The 19,185-nt window shown below is 71.7% G+C and carries 12 protein-coding genes; 10 read left to right on the top strand and 2 right to left on the bottom strand.

The features are described from left to right. The first annotated feature begins 156 nt into the window (after nt 1–156). The 3 genes from CXR04_RS10535 to CXR04_RS10525 all read left to right on the top strand — a co-directional run bounded on the left by CXR04_RS10535 (nt 157) and on the right by CXR04_RS10525 (nt 4,519). Entirely contained in the window at nt 157–2,466 is a 2,310-nt protein-coding gene (locus tag CXR04_RS10535) for an MMPL family transporter (protein WP_101421583.1), read from the top strand. Between the two features lie 95 nt (nt 2,467–2,561). Beyond that, complete coding sequence (locus CXR04_RS10530) at nt 2,562–3,851, top strand: sensor histidine kinase (protein WP_101421582.1); 1,290 nt, start codon at nt 2,562–2,564, stop codon at nt 3,849–3,851. Beyond that, nucleotides 3,848–4,519, top strand: coding sequence for a response regulator transcription factor (locus CXR04_RS10525; protein ID WP_101421581.1), 672 nt, complete (start codon nt 3,848–3,850; stop codon nt 4,517–4,519). The genes CXR04_RS10530 and CXR04_RS10525 overlap by 4 nt, the downstream gene beginning before the upstream one ends. 147 nt (nt 4,520–4,666) lie before the next feature. Here CXR04_RS10525 and CXR04_RS10520 read toward each other — a convergent pair whose 3' ends face one another. Further along, entirely contained in the window at nt 4,667–5,725 is a 1,059-nt protein-coding gene (locus CXR04_RS10520) for an AfsR/SARP family transcriptional regulator (protein ID WP_101421580.1), read from the bottom strand. A gap of 2,001 nt (nt 5,726–7,726) precedes the next feature. Here CXR04_RS10520 and CXR04_RS10515 point away from each other — a divergent pair. The 7 genes from CXR04_RS10515 (at nt 7,727) to CXR04_RS10485 (ending at nt 17,468) form a co-directional block, all read left to right on the top strand. After that, nucleotides 7,727–9,502, top strand: a complete 1,776-nt coding sequence (locus CXR04_RS10515; protein WP_101421579.1) for an FAD-dependent monooxygenase — start codon at nt 7,727–7,729, stop codon at nt 9,500–9,502. A gap of 250 nt (nt 9,503–9,752) precedes the next feature. Further along, nucleotides 9,753–11,291, top strand: a complete 1,539-nt coding sequence (locus tag CXR04_RS10510; RefSeq protein ID WP_267898185.1) for an MFS transporter — start codon at nt 9,753–9,755, stop codon at nt 11,289–11,291. 138 nt (nt 11,292–11,429) lie between these two features. Further along, nucleotides 11,430–12,980, top strand: coding sequence for a class I adenylate-forming enzyme family protein (locus CXR04_RS10505; RefSeq protein ID WP_324841395.1), 1,551 nt, complete (start codon nt 11,430–11,432; stop codon nt 12,978–12,980). Between the two features lie 53 nt (nt 12,981–13,033). Next, nucleotides 13,034–13,339: a hypothetical protein gene (locus tag CXR04_RS10500; RefSeq protein ID WP_101421576.1), complete on the top strand. Its 306-nt coding sequence runs from the start codon at nt 13,034–13,036 to the stop codon at nt 13,337–13,339. A 350-nt stretch (nt 13,340–13,689) separates the two neighbouring features. After that, nucleotides 13,690–14,844 (top strand): ScyD/ScyE family protein, encoded by a 1,155-nt coding sequence (locus tag CXR04_RS10495; protein WP_159072302.1) that lies wholly within the window; start codon nt 13,690–13,692, stop codon nt 14,842–14,844. A gap of 141 nt (nt 14,845–14,985) precedes the next feature. Continuing rightward, a complete protein-coding gene (locus CXR04_RS10490; RefSeq protein ID WP_101421574.1) occupies nt 14,986–16,188 on the top strand; it encodes a ScyD/ScyE family protein in 1,203 nt (400 codons plus the stop codon). 134 nt (nt 16,189–16,322) lie between these two features. Beyond that, entirely contained in the window at nt 16,323–17,468 is a 1,146-nt protein-coding gene (locus CXR04_RS10485) for an inositol-3-phosphate synthase (RefSeq protein ID WP_101421573.1), read from the top strand. 92 nt (nt 17,469–17,560) lie between these two features. Here the strand turns inward: CXR04_RS10485 and CXR04_RS10480 are convergent, their stop codons facing one another. Continuing rightward, nucleotides 17,561–19,114, bottom strand: a complete 1,554-nt coding sequence (locus CXR04_RS10480) for a DUF6851 domain-containing protein (RefSeq protein ID WP_234380158.1) — start codon at nt 19,112–19,114, stop codon at nt 17,561–17,563. Nucleotides 19,115–19,185 lie beyond the last annotated feature (71 nt).

The following is a 19,185-nucleotide window of genomic DNA, read 5'->3' as shown; positions in this document are numbered from 1 at the left end:
CGCGTCCGCGGGCGTCATCCCCGCGGCGGAGGGGGAACGGCGGCGTACGTGCTTTTCAGTACGCGGAAGTGCCGTACGGGCGACGACGACGGCACGGGGTCCCGGCGGAAACGCTGGAGGGGTTCTTCGAGACCCCAGAAGCGGAGACCCCTTCCCATGGCGACCTTCCTGTACCGGCTCGGCCGGTTCGCCTTCCGCCGGCGCCTGCCCGTGGCGCTGCTGTGGGCGGCCGTCCTCGGCGCCGCGTTCCTCGGCGCGACGAGCGCCGGAGAACCGCCCGACGACTCCTCCTCGATGCCCGGGATCGAGGCGCAGCACGCGTACGACCTCATCGACGAGCGCTTCCCCGGCGCCGCGGCCGACGGGGCGGACGCCCGGGTCGTCTTCGTCGCCCCTGAGGGCGAGAAGATCACCGGGGGTACGGGCCGCGCGGCGGTCGACGCCTTCGTCGCGGACGTGGCCCGCGCACCGCAGGTCGCCGCGGCGGCGAACCCCTTCGACGGGCAGGGCGGCGTCAGCGACGACGGGACGACCGCGTACGCCACCGTCACCTACGAGGTCGCGGAGGACGACGTCGGCGACGCGGCCAGGACGGCGCTCGACGACGCCGTGGCCCAGGCGCGGGAGGCGGGGCTGACCGTCGAGGCGGGCGGCAGCGCGGTGGAGTCCGGGGAAGCGGCGGGCATCGGGGAGGTCCTCGGGATCGCGGTGGCCGCCGTGGTGCTGCTCGTCACCTTCGGCTCGCTGGCCGCCGCCGGGCTGCCGCTGCTCACCGCAGTCGCCGGGATCGGCGTCAGCATGTGCTCGATCATGGCGCTGGGCAGCGCGCTCGGGCTGTCCTCGACGGTCGGCGAGCTGGCGATGATGCTCGGGATCGCGGTCGGCATCGACTACTCGCTCTTCGTCGTCTCCCGCTACCGCGAGGAGCGGGCCGCCGGCCACGAGCCGCGCGAGGCCGCGGGGCGGGCGACGGGCACGGCGGGCTCCGCGGTGGTGTTCGCGGGGCTGACGGTGGTCATCGCGCTGGCCGGTCTTTCGGTGATCGGGGTGCCGATGCTGACGAAGATGGGTCTGGGCGCGGCGGGGGCGGTGCTGGTGGGGGTGCTGGTCGCGCTGACGCTGGTGCCGGCGCTGCTGGGGTGGTGGCCGGACGCGGTGCTGGCACGGCGGGAGCGGAAGCGGAAGCGGCGGGGGAGCGGGGCCGCCGCGGCCGGTACGGGGCCCGGGGGCGGGGGCGTTGCGGCCGGTACGAGCCCTGCGGACCGTACCGACTCCGCGGACCGGACGGGCCCTTCGGCCCGTACACCCCTCGGCGTCCGCTGGGCCCGCTTCGTCCTGCGCCGGCCCGTCCCCGTCCTCCTCGCCACCGTCGCCGGGCTCGGCCTCCTCGCCGTACCCGCCGCCGATCTGCGCCTCGGCATGCCCGGCGACGAGGCCAAGCCCACCTCCACCACCGAGCGCCGCGCCTACGACGCCCTCGCCGCCGGCTTCGGTCCCGGCTTCAACGGCCCCCTCACCGTGGTCGTCGACGCCCGCGGCGCCGCAGAACCGCGGGACGCCGTCGCCGGGGTGGCCGCGGCGCTCGACGCCACCGAAGGCGTCGCCTCCGTCTCCCCGCCGCGCTACGACGAGCCCGGCGAGACCGCCGTGCTCTCCGCCACCCCCGCCACCGCGCCCACCAGCCAGCGCACGAAGGACCTCGTCCACGACATCCGCGGCCAGCGCGCCGCGACCGAGGCCGCCACCGGCGCGACGTACGAGGTCACCGGTGCCACCGCGCTCAACATCGACGTCGGCCAGAAGCTCCAGGACGCCCTGGTCCCGTATCTGGCGACCATCATCGGCCTGGCGTTCCTGCTGCTCCTGCTGGTCTTCCGCTCCGTGCTCGTGCCGCTGAAGGCCGCGCTCGGGTTCCTGCTGTCGGTGCTCGCCGCGCTCGGCGCCGTCGTCACCGTCTTCCAGCAGGGGCATCTGGCGGGGCTGTTCGGGGTCGAGCAGACCGGGCCCATCATGAGCATGATGCCGATCTTCCTGGTGGGCATCGTCTTCGGCCTGGCCATGGACTACCAGGTCTTCCTCGTCTCCCGGATGCGCGAGGCGTACGTGCACGGGGAGGACGCCCGCGCGGCCGTCGTCAGCGGCTTCCGGCACAGCGCCCGGGTGGTCGCGGTGGCCGCGGTGATCATGATGGCGGTCTTCGCCGGGTTCATGACCGGCGGCGAGCAGGTCATCAGGATGATCGGCTTCGGGCTCGCCGTCGCCGTCCTCTTCGACGCCGTCGTCGTCCGTATGGCGTTCGTGCCCGCCGTGCTGGCCCTGCTCGGCAAGCGCGCCTGGTGGCTGCCCGGGTGGCTGGACCGGCTGCTGCCGCGCGTCGACGTGGAGGGCGAGGCGCTGGGCCGCGGGACGCCGGGACCGCGGCCGGTCCCTGACGGCGGGCCGGGCCACGACCTGACGCGCGTCTGACGCGCCGGGCCGTAGGGTCGGCTGCCCGCACCGCGGTGCGGCGGCCGGCCCCGGCGCGTACGACCACGAGCCGGTCCACCCGAGGGGAGAACACCGTGTTCCCCACCTGGTCGCGGTTCACCGACCGCCACCCCCGCCTCGTCGAGGCGGCCCTGCTGCTGCTGGTGACGGCCGTCACCAGCAGGCAGCACGCCGGCGCCGCCCACGGCTGGGCCGCCGGGCAGCCGCTCGTGGCCGCGGCGCTGGTCCCGCTGCTGTGGCGGCGCCGCCACCCGGGCCCTGTCGTCGTCGCCACCGCCGTGTGCGGGGCCGCGTCCGCGGGGCTGGGCTACCCGCTCTCGCTGCCGCTGCTGGCGCCGTCGGTCCTCGCGCTGTACGAGCTGGCCGTACGCGCTCCGCAGCGGACCGTCTACGCCCACTACGCCCTTGTCCTCGCCATGGTCGTCCCCGTCGCGCTGCTCGCCGAGAACGAGGGCCAGGACTGGGCCGAGGAATCGGTCGGCCCCGTCTTCTGGCTGCTGCTGCCGGTGCTCGCGGGCATCGCCGTCCAGGCGCGCCGGGCGTACCTCGACGCCGTGCACCTGCGCGCCGAGCACGCCGAGCGCACGCGAGAGGAGGAGGCGCGCCGCCGGGTCGCGGAGGAGCGCGTACGCATCGCCCGCGAGCTGCACGACGTCGTCGCCCACCACATGGCGCTCGCACACGCCCAGGCCGGCACCGCCGCCCGGCTGGCGCGCACCCGGCCGGACCAGGCCGGGGAGATCCTCGGCGAGCTGACCGGCACGACCTCTGCGGCGCTGCGCGAACTCCAGGCCACCGTCGGCCTGCTGCGCCAGCCCGGCGACCCGGAGGGACCGGACGGGCCCGATGGACCGGGCCTGCCCGGCGGCTCCGGGGAGCCGCTGGAGCCCGCGCCCGGCCTGGACCGGCTGCCGGAGCTGGTCGCCGCGTTCGCCTCCGCCGGGCTGCCCGTCAGCGTTGCCGCCGAGGGCGCGGAGCGGCCGCTGCCGCCGGGGCTCGACCTCACCGCGTACCGGATCGTGCAGGAGGCGCTGACGAACGTCGCCAAGCACGCGGGTGCGGGCAAGGCCCGGGTGCGGCTCGCGTACGCGCACGACCGGCTGACCGTCAGCGTCAGCGACGACGGCGGCGCGGGCCGGCCGCCACCGCCGCCGGGCGGCGGCTTCGGGCTGATCGGCATGCGCGAGCGCGCCCGCACCGCGGGCGGCAGCCTGCGCGCGGGCCCGCGGCCGGACGGCGGCTTCACGGTGACCGCGGAACTGCCCCTGCCCGTACGGCAGGAGCCCCCCGTCCCCCCGGTGCCCGGGCAGCCGACCGAGCAGACCACCGAGCAGACCACCGAGCCCTCCGGAGATCCCCGATGACCGTCCGCGTCCTCCTCGCCGACGACCAGGCCCTGCTGCGGGCGACGTTCCGGATACTCCTCGACTCGTACCCCGACCTGGAGGTCGTCGCCGAGGCCGCCGAGGGCGGCGAGGCCGTCGAACTCACCCGCGTACACCGACCCGACGTCGTCGTCATGGACATCCGCATGCCCGGCACCGACGGCCTCGCCGCGACCGAGGCGATCTGCGCGGACCCGGAGCTGGCGGAGGTGCGCGTGCTCGTCCTCACCACGTTCCAGACCGACGAGCACGTGGCCCGCGCGCTGCGCGCCGGCGCCGCCGGCTTCCTCGGCAAGGACGCCTCCGCGGACGAACTCATCGACGGCATCCGCACCGTCGCCGCAGGAGACGCGCTGCTCTCCGCGGCCGCCACCGGCGCGCTCATCGCCCGCTTCCTCGCCACCCCCGAGCCGGGCACCGCCCGCGCCGTACCGGAGGACCTGGCGGTGCTCACCGCCCGGGAGCGCGAGGTGACGGTGCTGGTTGCGCAGGGGAGGTCCAACGCCGAGATCGCCGCGGAGCTGGTCGTCAGCCCGCTGACCGTACGCACCCACGTGCAGCGCGCGAAGACCAAGCTGGCCGCCCGCGACCGCGCCCAACTCGTCGTCCTCGCCTACCAGTCGGGGCTGGTGCGGGCCCCGGAGTGAGCGGCGGGACGCGGCGCGGACGGGTGCGGCGCGGCGGGGCCAGGGAACGAAAAAAAAGCGGCCCGGGGAGGAACTCCCCGGGCCGCTTCGGCATTTCGGACACTGTGCGGATGCCCGAGCACACCAAGAGATCGCGATGTGGCGATCTCACGCACCACCGCCCGGGCGCGGCCGCCAGTCGAGCGCGGGCGCATGGTTGAGGATCTCGTTCTCCAAGTGCTGCAGCGCGGGCCGGGGATCGATCCCCAGCTCCTCCGCCAGCCTGCGCTGGTTGGTGCGCAGCACGGCGAGGGCGTCGGCCTGCCGGCCGGCCCGGTAGAGCGCCAGGCTCAGCAGCTCGCAGCCGTACTCACGCAGCGGATGCGCCTGCGTGAACGCCTCCAGCTCCGCCACGGCCATCTCGTGGGCGCCCACCGCGAGCAGCGCGGCGCACCGCCCCTCGATGACCGACAGCCGCAGCTCCTCCAGCCGGGCGACCTCGGGCCGTACGTAGGTGGTGTCGGCCACCTCCGCGTACGCCTGACCCCGCCACAGCATGAGACCGGCTTCTAATTCACGCAGCGCCTCCTGGGGCTTGCCCCTGTCCAGCGCCTCCCAGCCGGCGCCGGCGCGCTCGCTGAACCGGCGCACGTCGACCTCGACGACGTGGTTGTCCAGCAGGTAGCCGCGACCGTAGGTGCGGAGCACGGTCGCGGGGGTGCGCGGGGCGCGGTTGGGTTCCAGGACGCGGCGCAGGTTGGCCACGTACGCCTGCAGTGACGTGATCGCCGAGGGGGGCGGATTGCCGGTCCACAGCTCCTCGACGATGACGTCGACCGCCACCGGCTGGCCGACCTTGCTGACCAGCAGGGCGAGTAGCGCGCGTTGCTTCGGGGCGCCCAGGTCGAGCAACCGGCCGTCGACGACGGCTTCGATGGGGCCGAGTGCCCGGAACTCCGCCATGGGCCGGGACGGGTCGGGGGTCATGGCCGGCTGCGCGGCGCCCCAGCGGATCGGGCGCGACGGCGTCGGGGGCGCGGACGGCGGCGCCTCCGGCAGGGTCGGAGCGCTGGGCGTTCCGACGACGAGGGCGGACGGAGTGGATTCGAGTTCGAGGTCGAGTTCCTTGGCGAAATACACCTTCAATATCTCGTTGGCGCGGCGGAGTTCCTGAACCTCACGCTCCAGCTCCGCGATGCGCCGCGCATCTCCGGTGCCCGTTCCCATACGCTGCCCGCCCTCCGAATGGGACTGGCAGCTTCCACCCGATCCAGCGCCGATAACCATCGTGTCGACGTTGGTTCTGTCGTTCGTCATCTCTGAACTCCCAACATCTCACCGCCTTTTCCGGGGCGCCTGGCCAGGGCCGGGTATCGGCCTGGCCCGGCTGCCGGCCGTACCGCCAAGCAGGATCCGGTCACCGTACGTTCCGTGCGGTGTACGCGAGTGGTGCTGCGCGGCGCTCTGCGGAGCGCTCCCGCACCGCGGCATGACAGCGGACCGCCCGTGGGGCGGCGCGGGGGGTGTGCGCTGCCGGGTCACGAGGCGGTCCGCGGAGACGACGTGCGCCGCGTCGGAGAGCGTAGGCGCCGAAAGGATTTGCCGCCGAAAAGCAGCAATCTCAACTGGAGTTTCGCGAAATTCGACCTTTGCCGGATATGGCGGCCAGGAGTTCTCTAGCCGACCGCGTGGCCAGTGGCCTGGATCCGGACCTGCGTCGATCATTAGCATTTCTGCTGCCCCCGTGTTTGTTGTCCAGTCCCCCGAGACTGGCCGGGGGTCAGCGTAGCCGTGAACGCTAATCCAGTCAAGGCCCGGCAATGCCGACCGCGGTTTTACGCGGCCGATACACAACGCAATGGATCAACGGCCGCCGGACACCGAGAGCAACGATCGATGTGGGGGCTTCGACGCTTTTCTCCCCGGCTATTCGATCTCAACATCGCAATGGGGGGTTGTCAACACGGTTCCCGCGCTGGTGATGCCTTCCTGACCCCGTATCCGGGTGTTCCCGCACGTCGAAGGTCTGATCGATTACCGCGTCCGGGCCGGAGCGGCAAGGTCCTGCCATCCGCCGGGATATGGCAGGAAGTTGCTAGCCAGAGTCTTGCCGGGACGTTTTTGCAAGATCGACCCGACCTTCGCCCGGACTCCCTCGGAGAGGTTGCCGCCCAGGTGGGCGGGGGTGCGGAGGGTGGGAAATTCGCGGAATTCTCAGCTCCGTTTTTGGCCTGTCCGCGCCACCGTCGTAGACCTCGTGTCAGCACCGCCGGGCTCCGACCGGCGCGTAGCAGAGCGTGACGGCGGATCTTGGTGTACGGGCCGTCCGCGGGCCGTCCGCGGGGACGGCCCCGCGGACGGCAAGTCCGGCAAAGTCGGCAATGAAATTTCATCCCGGTCCGCGGCGAACGAACGGATACCGCTCCCGGGCCGGTCAGGGGCCCGTCCGGATGCGGACCCTCACCTTTCCCGTGCCGGGTTCAGACGATTATCCCGGCGAAATAATCCGCCGTTCGCCGAGACGTCACCGACGCCGCGGAACCGACCCCGGCGGGCGACGCGTCACCGGACGTTCTCCCGTCGTTTCCGATTTCCCGGTGCGGTGAATTAAATCTTCCGTGCCGGTCCCGCGGGGCGGCCGGTCCTTTGCAATGAGAGCGAAAGCGGAATCGGTCCCTGGGGTGCCGGCGGCCGCGGCTCGGGGGGTGCCGCGGACCGGACCGGCAACGGTGGGCCGCCGGTGCCGGCGCGGGCCGCGGGGGAGCAGCCGCGCGCACGGGGGGCGTCCGGGGGCCGTACCGCGAGGTCCTGCCGCGCCGAGCGGGGTGGAAGATGGAACGTATTGTCCATCTTTTCCCTTCTCGGGTCGGGGGCAGCAGCGAGCCTCAATCACTTGACAGTTGGCGGCCGCGAAATGTGACCGACGATCAAGGACTTCTTCTCGCGGTGCTGGTCGGCGGGCTGTCCCGCCGGCGCCGCCAAGCCGGCGCCAACCCGCTGGATAGTGCCAGCCAAATCGCCCGGCCGATGCTGAGACCACGCAGCATCGGTAGAGAGACGTCGGCATGACGGTGTCGAGGAGGCTCATCCGGAAGCTCTGCTTCCTGATCGTGGGGATGACGACAGCGCTCGGTCTCGGTTGCCGCTTCCTGCGGTTCGGCGGCGGGCGGGGACTGCCCGGGATCCCCCGATGTCCTGCCTGAGCCGTCACCTCATGGAAGGCCGAGCATGGAAGCCATCGAAGTTCCGGTTCTGATCGTGGGCGGCGGCGGTTGCGGCCTGTCCGCGTCCATCTTCTTGTCCGACCAGGGTGTGGAGCACCTGCTGGTCGAGCGGCACACGGACACGTCGAGGCTGCCGCGCGCCCACTACCTCAACCAACGCACCATGGACATCTTCCGGCAGCACGGGCTGGTGGACTCCGTCCACGAACTGTCGGCGCCGCCGGAGATGTTCGGCAGGGTGCGCTGGCAGACCTCCCTCACCGGGGACGGCCGGCTGGACGGGCAGGTCATCTACGAGATGGACGCCTTCGGGGGCGGTGCCCTCACCGAGGTCTACGCGGAGCACGGCCCCGTCCTGCCCGCCAAGCTCCCGCAGTTGCGGCTGGAGCCGATGCTGCGCCGCCGCGCCGAGCGGGACAACCCCGGCCGGGTGCTCTTCGGCCACGAGCTGACCACCTTCTCCGACAAGGGCGACCGCGTCGTCGCCGAGATCCGCGACGTCGCCACCGGCGAGACCACGACGGTCACCGCGCAGTACGTCGTCGCCGCCGACGGCGGCCGCACCATCGGCGCCGAACTGGGCGTGGAGATGCAGGGCGTGCCCAGCATGCTGAACGTCACCACCGCGTACCTCACCGCCGACCTCTCCCCGTGGTGGCACGACGGCACGATCATCACCTGGTTCGTCAACCCCTACCGCCCCGACCTCTCCGGCACGCTGATGGAGATGGGCCCCACCTGGGGCAAGCGCTGCGAGGAGTGGGCGCTGCACTTCAACCCCGGCGACGCCGACCGCGACGACCCGGAGGCGATGACCGCCCGGATCCGCGAGGTCCTCGGCGTACCCGACCTGGAGCTGACCCTGCACCGGATCAGCCAGTGGACCGTCGAGGGCGTGCTCGCCGACCGCTACCGCCACGGCCGCGTGCTCATCGTCGGCGACGCCGCGCACCGCCAGCCGCCCACCACCGGGCTCGGCCTCAACGGCGGCGTCCAGGACGTGCACAACCTGGCGTGGAAGCTGGCCGCCGTGGTCGCCGGCCGCGCCGACGACAGCCTCCTCGACTCCTACGAGACCGAGCGCCGCGCCGTCGGCAAGCGGAATGTCGACTGGGGCCTGTCGACGTGGTTCCACCACAAGGTGGTGACCGAGGCCGCCATCGGCCTCGGCGCCCACATCCCGGTCGACCGCCGCTCGGCGGTGTTCTCCGCCTACTTCGACCCCTCCCCGGTCGGCACGGCCGTACGGGCCCGGGCCGCGGAGATCTTCCAGACCCACCGCTCCGAGTGCCAGGCGCACGACCTGGAGGTGGGCTTCGCGTACGAGGACGGCGCGCTCGTCCCGGACGGCACCGCGCCCCCGCCCCGCGCGCCCCTCGGCAACACGTACCACCCCACCACCCGGCCCGGGCACATGCTCCCGCACGCCTGGATCGAGCGGGACGGCGAGCGCCTGTCCACCCACGACCTGGTCGGCCGCGGCGGCGGCTTCGTGCTGATCGCCGGCCCCGAGGGGAAGGCGTGGTGCGACGCGGCGGCGGAGGCGGCGGAGAAGTTCTCGATCCCCCTGACGGCGGTACGCATCGGCGACGGCGCCGAGTACGCCGCCGCGGACGGCCGGTGGGCGGCGGTCCGCGAGATCACCGACGAGGGCGCCGTCCTGGTGCGCCCCGACCACCACGTGGCCTGGCGGAGCGCGTCCGCCGGAGCCGATCCGGCGGCTGCGCTGGGCGACGTGCTCTCGCGCGTCCTCGCCCACGGCGGCACCCGGCGCGGCTAGCACGAACGCAGCACGGCAACACGGCAGCACAGCACGACAACAGCACGACGGGGAGGGACAGCGGCTCCGGACACGATGCCCACCGGACGCCGCCCCCTCGCCGGGCGCCCCGCCGGACCGCCCGCGGTCCCGGCGCCGCGCCCCCCAGCCCGTACGAAATGTCCGGCTCGGCCTCGGGTCACATTCCCCCCGCCGCCCCTGTCATGAGGGTTGAGGACGCACGTCCGTCACACGCGACAAGGAGAAGATCGTGGCAACACAGAGCGCGGACGCTGCTGCCGGGCCCGGCCCGGGAGCTGCCGGAGCGGCAGAGCCCGACCCCAAGCGGTGGCTCATCCTCGTCGTCATCTGCGTCGCACAGCTCATGGTCGTGCTGGACGCGACCATCATGAACCTGGCCCTGCCGTCGGCGCAGGAGGACCTCGGGTTCTCGCTCGCCAACAGGCAGTGGATCGTGACCGCGTACGCCGCGGCGTTCGGCAGCCTGCTGCTCTTCTGCGGCCGGCTCGTCCTGCTCTTCGGCCTCAAGCGGAGCTTCCTCGTCGGCCTGATCGGCTTCGCCGGCGCCTCCGCCGTCGGCGGCGCCGCGAACAGCTTCGAGATGCTCGTCTCCGCCCGCGTCGGTCAGGGGGTCTTCGCCGCGCTGCTCGGGCCCGCCACCCTGACGCTGCTGACCACGACCTTCACCGACCCCAAGGAGAAGGGGAAGGCGTTCGGCGCGTACGGCGCGGTCGCGGCCAGCGGCGCGGGCCTCGGCCTGATCATCGGCGGCGCGCTCACCTCCGGCCTCTCCTGGCGCTGGTGCATGTACGTGAACCTGCTCTTCGCCGGCGTCGCGCTGCTGGGCGCCGGGCTGCCGTTCGGCCGCAACGCGGCCCTCAAGGCCATGCGGACGAAGCTCGACTTCCCCGGCGTCGTCCTGGTGTCCACGGCGATGTTCTGCATCGTCTACGGCTTCTCCAACGCCGCGAACGAGGACTGGAGCACCCCCCAGACGTGGGGCTTCCTCGTCGCCGGCGGCGTGCTGCTCGTCGCCTTCGCGGCCTGGCAGGCACGCGCGGCGCACCCCCTGCTGCCGCCGCGCGTCGTCCTCGACCGCAACCGCTCCGGGGCCTATCTGCTGATGCTGCTCGTCGGCGCCGGCATCTTCGGCTTCTTCCTCTTCCTCATCTACTACATGCAGACCACGCTGGACTACTCGGCGATCACCTCGGGCGTCGCCCTGCTGCCGATGGTCGTGTTCACCGCCGTGGCGGTGAACATCGGCAACATCAAGATCATGCCGAAGTACGGTCCCAAGCCGCTGGTCATCGCGGGCCTGACGCTCAACGCCGGCGCCCTGGTCTGGCTGACCAGGGTGGAGGTCGACTCCAGCTACGCCGCCGCGCTCCTCGGCCCGATCCTGGTCCTCGGCTTCGGCATGGGCTTCATCTTCGCCGCGGCGCTGCAGACCGGCACCACGGGCGTGGAGCCGCAGGACGCGGGCATCGCCTCGGCGAGCATCCAGGTCGGCCAGCAGCTCGGCGGCTCCCTCGGCACGGCCCTGCTCAACACCATCGCGGCGAGCGCCCTCACGGACTACGTGAAGGAGCACTCCCAGGGAAAGCCGCCGACCGAGGAACTGCTCCAACTGGCCGCGGTCGACAGCTACGTCACCGTGTTCTGGTGGTGCGCCGGCCTCTTCGCGGCGGGCGCCGTGATCTGCGGTCTGCTCATCCGCTCCGGCCCGCTGCCCGCACCGGCTTTCGGCGCGAAGCCGGCGGACAAGGCGGAGAAGGCACACTCCTGACGGCAGCCGCCAAGTGGACGCCAAGTCGTTGCTGTGTGGTGGCCAAGTGCGGTGCCGGATGCTGGTTTGGCGTGAGCTCGGGGTGGTGTGTTGCGCGTGTCGGTCGGGTGTTTCGGGGCTGGTTGAGGTGGTGGCCTGGTGAGCGGGAGTCCGGTGCACAAGCGTGGTTTGTATATAGGTGTTCTCGCGCAGCGTGCTGCTGCGAGGCACGGGTCGGTGCTGCTGACTTTGGATCACGATCTGGATGTGCTGCCCGAGGCGGGACGGCGTATCACGGTCAGCGAACTCGCCTACCACGTCTCCGACCTCGCTGCCCGCCTTGCGGCGGCGGGGGTGCGGGCGGGGGAGCATGTGGTCGTCTACAAGCGGCCGAACTTCGACTCCTGGATCCTGGGCACCGCCGTCGCGCGGCTCGGTGCGATACCGGTGATGCTCTCCCCGGCCCTCGACGCCCCTACGGTCGCGGCGTTGATGCAGCGCCTGGGCCGCCCCCGCCTGCTGACCGACGCCGCGAAACACGGCCTCCTCGCGGGCGAGGACCTCGATGAGCTGACCGCTTCGGTGATCACGGTGGCGGCGCTGGGCGAGTTGGAGGGTTCGCCGGGGGTCGCGGTGGTGTTCACCGGGCTGGACGAGCCGGCGATGATCACGCATACCTCGGGGACGACGGGTCTGCCGAAGCTGGTGGTCCACACCGCGCGGACGATGCGCACCAGGTTGCGGCCGCAGTTGTTCATGCTCGGGGTGATGCCCCGGCGGGAGACCGCCGCGATCAGTATCCCCTTCGTCCACTCCCGCCTGTTCGCCGCGATGGCACTGGTGCTGTTCAAAGGCATGCCGACGCTCCTGGTCAACAACCACGACCCCGAAGCCGTCGCCACCTTCTTCCTCAAAAACCGCCCCGGCCTCATCGAAGCCCTCCCGAACTCGTTCCTGGCGTGGGAGGGGCTGGTGCACGACCCGCGGCGGCCGTTCGCGTCGGTGAAGTACTTCTCCTCCACCTTCGACGCCATCCACCCCCGCACCGTCCGCCGCCTGCTGGACGCCTCCCGCCGCCGCTCCCCCCAGTTCTTCCAGATCTACGGCCAGTCCGAAGTAGGCCCCGCGGTCGGCCGCCCGTACTACCGGCGTCACGCACGTGAGATGGACGGGCGGTGCGTCGGCTTCGCCCTCCCCGGCAGCGCGAAGGTACGCGTCACCTCGCAGAACGGCCGCCAGGTCACCCCGGACAACCCCGGGTTCATCGAAGTCCGCTGGGACGGCATCGCCAAGACCTACCACGGCGAACAGGACCGCTACGACGAGAACGTCCACCAGGGCTGGTGGCGCACCGGCGACATCGGCTACCGCACCCGCGCCGGCTGCCTCCACATGCTCGACCGCGAGATCGACACCATCCCCGGCATCGGCTCCAGCCTCGAAATCGAAGACACCGTCCTGGACCGCCTCGACGAACTCGTCGAACTCGCCATCGTCCAAGGCCCCGGCAACACACCCGTCCCCATCATCTGCACCCGCAACGACGAACCAGTCGACCCCCACCGCTGGCACCAAGCCACCCGCGACTACCCCCAACTCACAGACCCCGTCCACATCCCCCTCGCCCAACTCCCACGCACCGCCACCCTCAAAACCCGCCGCGTCGAACTCACCCGCATCCTCCACGACAAACTCCAAGAACAACCCTGAACCACACCGCCGCCCGATACCGGCGGCGTGCGCGTTTACCAAGGAGATTCCGCATGAGCGTCCGCATGTTCCGTGCCAAGATCAAGGAAGACAAGGTCGAGACCGCGGAGAAGGCTGCGAAGGAACTCTTCGCGGCGATCGAGGAAGCGGAGCCCGAGGGCGTCCGCTATTCCTGGTGCAAACTCGCGGACGGGCGGACCCTCGTTCTCGTGGTGGATCTGGCGGATGACGAGAAGAACCCCCTTCTCACCATGCCCGCCTTCCAGGAGGCGATGAACGGCCTGAAGAACGAGTGGATCTCGGAGCCGCTGTCGGTCGAGCCGATGACATCCCTCGGCTCGTACCGCCTCTTCTACTGATTCCACCCGGACGACCGTCCTGCCCGCCGCGGCACCGCCGCGCGTGCGCCGGCGGCCGGGGTTTCCCCCTGGCCGGCCGAGGGCGGTAGTTCACGGGCTCACTTTCCCGTAACCGCGTTTCCCGGGTGCGGAACGAGCCATCGGCCACGAGCCTTCCGGTCACCGCCCGCGGGGTGGGCGGCCGCGGCCCGGCGCCAGTCGAACGCAATTTTCCCATCAAACGCGTGTAGCCGATGCTCATTGCGCCGCCGGCTGTTTCGACGTGCGCCGGACGGCTTTGGCGAGGAGCCTTCTCTCAACGCGTCTTGTCTGGGTGCAACAGAAACATCGAAACGGAGGAACAGGCGAAGATGCGTAGTCTGAAGAGGTTCCGCGTGCCGCTCGCCGTCGCGGCGGCGACGGCTCTCGCCGGTGTGGCAGCCGGGCCGTCGGGTCAGGTGGCCGCGGCGGAGAAGGGCTCGGGCACGCTGTCCGGCGACGCCCCGGTCGAGGTGATCGCGAAGGGGCTGCACTCGCCCCGCGACCTGATCTGGACGCCCGAGGGGCGGCTTCTCGTCTCCGAGGCGGGGGGGATCGAGCAGCTCTGTGACAACGCCGACATCATGACGGCGAAGTGCTTCAGCACCACGGGCGCCATCACCGACATCACCGACGGCAAGCCGAAGCGGATCGTCGAGGGCCTGGCCTCGAACGTGAACAACGCCGAGGTCGTCGGCCCGAACGCGATGGTCTACGCCGACGGCAAGCTGCACGTCCTGGAGGCGGGCCACGGCAACGGGCTGCCGGGGTGGCTGCCCCGCGACCTGAGCAACACCCTGAAGAACCAGTACGGCAGGGTGCTTGAGGTCAAGGGGAAGAAGGTCAGGGCGGTCGCCAACCCCGGCGCGGCCAGCTACAAGTGGATGCAGGAGAACCCGGACCTCGTCTCCGAGGACCCGACGGCCAACCCGGTCTCGCTCGCTGCGAAGCCGGGCGGCGGCTTCTACTACGTGGACGCGGCCGCGAACATCCTCGGTGAGATCGACCGCCGGGGCAACGTCGAGATCCTGAAGTGGTTCCCGAAGGCCCCGAACGGCGCCGACGCCGTGCCCACCTGCGTCGACGTCGGCCCCGACGGCGCGGTGTACGCCGGGCAGCTCACCGGCTTCGGCAACACCGGCAACAAGGCGGCCAACATCTACCGGTACGACCCGAAGACCGGCGAGCTGAAGGTCTGGGAGAGCGGCTTCGCCACCATCTCCGGCTGCGGCTTCGGTGCCAACGGCGACTTCTACGTCACCCAGTTCGACCGGACGGGCTTCCCGCCGCCCGGTGACCCGCAGGGCGTCGTCGTCCAGATCGCCAAGGACGGCACCCGCACCGAGCTGGGCGCGGGCAAGCTCTTCGCCCCGCAGGGCTTCCTCGCGGGCCCCGACGGCTCCATCTACGTCACCAACAACAGCGTGTGGTACCCGGTCGGCACCACCAACCGCTGGGACCAGGGCGAGGTCGTCAAGATCGGCTGACCCCGGCCGCCGTCCGTGACGGAAAGGCTGTCGTCGACCGGGTGACCGGTCGACGACTCCCTTGCCGCGGCGGCCGGCCCCCGGTCGCGCACGTGGTCACCCAGCAGTACCTCACCCCACTCAAGAGGAGATGAGAGCTCGATGCGTCGTCTCGCAAGATGTCGGATGCTGCTCGCCACGGCAGCGGCGACAACGCTCGCCGGTGTGGCGGCCGGCTCGTCAGGACCCGTGGCCGCCGCCGACCACGGCAGGGGCTCGGGCACGCTCGGCAAGAACGCCGAGGTCGAGGTGATCGCGGAGGGGCTGTACTCGCCGCGCTCCCTGACCTGGGGCCCGGGGGGACGGCTGCTGGTCTCCGAGACCGGTACGCCGCCGCTGACGGCGCCGTCCGAGTGCAACATGGTCTCGGAGGAAATCGTCTTCGAGATGAAGTGCTTCGGCCACACCGGCTCCGTCGCCGACATCACGAACGGCACGCCGAAGCGGATCGTGGAGAACCTGCCCTCGGCGCTGAACCTCCAGGACATGATCGGCCCGAACGGGCTGGCCTACAGCCAGGGCCGGCTGTACACGCTGCAGGCGGGCTCGCCGCAGACCCTGCCCACCGACCCGTGGCTCTCCGACGGCCTGCGGAACAAGCTCAAGCCGTACGTCGGCACCCTGCTCGACGTCACCAACCCGAAGAAGCCGCGGGTGGCCGCCCGGCCGGGCGCGGCCGACTACGACTACATCAACGAGAACCCGGACCCGACGCCCGACTTCGACGTCACGAACCCGTACTCGCTGACGCCGAAGAAGGGCGGCGGCTTCTACTACGTGGACGCCGCGGCGAACGTGCTCGGTGAGATCGACCCGTGGGGCAACGTCGAGATCCTCACGAGCTTCCCGCTCAGCCAGGCCGGCTCCGACGCCGTGCCCACCTGCGTCGCCCAGGGCCCGGACCGCGCGGTGTACGTCGGCGAGCTGACCGGCCACGGCAACACCGGCGAGGAGGGCGCCAAGGCCGCCAAGGTCTACCGCTACGAGCCGTGGAGTGGTGACCTGGAGGTCTGGCAGCGGGGCTTCAGCGCCATCACGGGCTGCGGCTTCGGCAAGAACGGCGACTTCTACGTCACGCAGTTCACCTCGACCGGCTTCCTGCCGTCGCCCGACGACGACGGCGGCAGCGTCATCCAGATCGGCCGCGACGGCACCCGCACGGAGCTGGGCAAGGGCAAGCTGTTCTTCCCGCACGGCTTCCTCGCGGGCCGCGACGGCTCGATCTACGTGACCAACAAGAGCCTGTGGTGGCCTCCGGGCACCACAGGCGACTGGGACAAGGGAGAGGTCGTCAAGATCGGCTGATCGACGACCGGGCGTCTGCCCAGGGGCCGGTGCCGTGGCTGCCAAGCCGTCGGCCCGGCCCTCGCCCGTGTCCGCCCGAATCGTGCGCGGTGCGCACCGGTTCTGTCCGCACGTGTCCGTAACGGAGGGGTCTCATGCGAGTTGGCATCTGGTTCATCGGCGCCCGCGGGTCGGTCGCCACCACCGCCGTCATCGGGGGGCTCGCGCTGCGCGCCGGCCTGACCGAACCCGTGGGCTGTGTGACGGCCCACCCGGACCTGGCCGCCGGCGTACTGCCGGGCTTCGGCGACCTGGTCTTCGGCGGCCACGACGTGAACACCGGCACGGTGGCCAAGAAGGCCGAGCAGCTCGCCACCGCGGGCGTGGTGCCCGCGCGGCTCGTACAGGCGCTGGAGGCGGACCTCGCCGAGGCGGAGGCCGAGGTGCGGCACGCGCCCGCCGGCGGCACCCAGGCGGAGACGGCCGCCGCGGTCGCCGCCGACATCGGGGCGTTCGCCGAGCGGCACGCGCTGGAGCGGGTCGTCGTCGTCAACGTCGCCTCCACCGAGCCCGCCGCCGAGCCGCACCCGGCGCACGCGGACCTGGCGGCGCTCGACGCGGCGCTCGCCGCCCCCGGCCGGGTGCTGCCGCCCAGCTCCCTGTACGCGTACGCGGCGTTCACCGCCGGCTGCGCGTACGTCGACTTCACCCCCTCCACGGGGGCGCGGCTGCCCGCGCTCGACGAACTGGCCGCCGCCCGCGGCCTGCCGTACGCGGGCCACGACGGCAAGACCGGTGAGACGCTGCTGAAGTCGGTGCTCGCCCCGATGTTCGCGATGCGCAACCTCGCGGTCCGCTCGTGGTCGGGCCTGAACCTCCTCGGCGGCGGCGACGGCGCCAATCTCGCCGAGCCGGGCGCCAACGCGGCCAAGTCCGTCAGCAAGCAGCGCGTGCTGCGCGAGACCCTCGGCTACGCGCCGGAAGGCGACACCCACATCGACTACGTCGCCGACATCGGCGACTTCAAGACCGCCTGGGACCTCATCACCTTCGGCGGCTTCCTCGGCACCCCGATGCGGCTGCAGTTCACCTGGGAGGGCTGCGACTCGGCGCTCGCCGCGCCGCTGGTCCTCGACCTGGCCCGGATCTCCCTGGCCGCGCACGCGGCGGGGCGCACGGGCCCGCTGACGCCGCTGGCCTTCTTCTTCAAGGACCCCCTCGGGGACGGCGACCACGCGCTGCACGCCCAGTGGGCGGAGCTGCGCGCGTTCGTGGCCGGCCTCGACGGCGACGTCCGCTGAGGATGCCCGGTACGGAGTGAACGGCCGGGCAGGTCGCGGTGGTACGCGCCCTGCCCGGCCGGTCCCGGCGTGACCGCCGGCGCGAGCGGCGGTCAGTCCTTCACTTCGCCCTTGATGTACCGCTGGACGAACTCGTACGCGAGGTCGCCGAACTGGGTGCCGAACTCCATGGACCGCTCGACGGTGGTCTTGAAGTGCACCCCGGCCCAGACCCTGCTGTAGCCGCAGTCCTTCACGAACTCGGTCCAGGTGTCGTAGTGCAGCTCCATGTCCTCGGAGGGGGTGATCCCGGGCTCCGTCAGCGTCCAGCCGGCGGGGATGGGCCAGGTCCAGTCCAGCCGGTCGTCGCCGAGGAAGCGCCGGGCGGCCTGCGCCTCGGCGGCGCACAGCGTGGTGGAGCCGGACGGGTAGTCGGGGTGGTCGCCCACGGGGATGAAGCTGGTCCACTCGTCGGCGGGCATGTCGTGCACGGTCCCGATGCCGGGCCCGCCCCAGGCGGACACCTTCTGCTTGCCGTACACGTGCCTGATCGCGGAGAACGGCCGGGGGGCCTGGTACTTGACCTTGAAGTGCCAGGCGGCGATCAGGTCCTCGACCTGCGCCAGCGAACTGGTGTAGATCAGGTGGACCCATTCGTCCAGCTCAAGGTCGTGGGCTATCCCCGCGGCCTTCGTCGACTGGCCGATGCCCAGGAACTTGTTGTCGAAGAACTCGGTCTTCACCTTCCGCTCGTCGTCGAGCGTGGCGGAGGCTTCCAGGATCTCGTCCACCGAGCGCTTGAAGCGGCGCGGGTCGGTGTGGTCGAGGTGGTCCGGCGGGGCCAGCCGGAACTGGCTCGGGTGCCGGTAGGTGTCCGGCTTCACCAGCCCCATCTGCGGCGTGACCATGTGCTGCACGGTGAAGATGCCCTTGTCGCCCGGGCCGCCGCCCACCCGGCGGCGGTGCGGGGTCCTGGCCGGCTGCCACTTCGACGGGTTGACCAGCTTGTAGGCGGTGTTCACCGGCTCGAAGCCGGTGTAGTCCTCGTAGGGCTGCCCGTGGTACTTCCGGCCCTCGTCGCCGAAGAGGTTCATGCCGTCGCGGGCGCGGGCCTTGAGGACGCCCTTGGCGGCCAGGTTGCCGATGCCCACCGGGCTGCTCGGGTCCGTCGACTGGTCGTCGGGGTCCAGCCCGAGCGTGGTCATGACCTGCCGGAAGGCCGCCACCCGCTCCTTGAATACGGACGCGAACACCACGTTGGCGGCGTGCAGCGCGGCGACGTTCTTGTTCCGGTTGGTGTGGGACTCGCTGGCGGGGCGGCGGGCGATGCGGGTGTGCCGGCCGACCGCGGTCGGGTGGTAGGGCGCCAGCGCGTCGAACCACGCGGTCATCGTGAGATGGGTGAGGTAGACGAGGACGGTCGCGTCCATCGGGCCGAGCGGCTCCTCGGACGGGTTGGCCGCCGTGCTGAGCAGGTCCCGGTGGAAGTTGCCGGTGTCGAAGTCGAATTCGATGGCGGCGGCCGGCTTCGCCGCCGGTCCCGTGCCCTGGCTCGCGGCGGCGGTGCCGGTTCCCAGGGTCGCCAGCGCGGCGGTCGAGGCGCCGCCGAGCAGCAACGACCTGCGACCTGGGGAGAAGCCTGCGGAGGAGGAGTTTCCGGACGTCATCGTATTTTCTTCCTTGTCCCTAGCGAGGATGCGTTGCACGTCCCAGGCGGGGCCCGTGGGGGGTCGGGCCA

The organism is Streptomyces sp. CMB-StM0423, from assembly GCF_002847285.1.
Lineage (GTDB): Bacteria > Actinomycetota > Actinomycetes > Streptomycetales > Streptomycetaceae > Streptomyces.
Note: the sequence above shows the minus strand (reverse complement) of the source record. Positions and strands in the feature narration are given on the sequence as shown.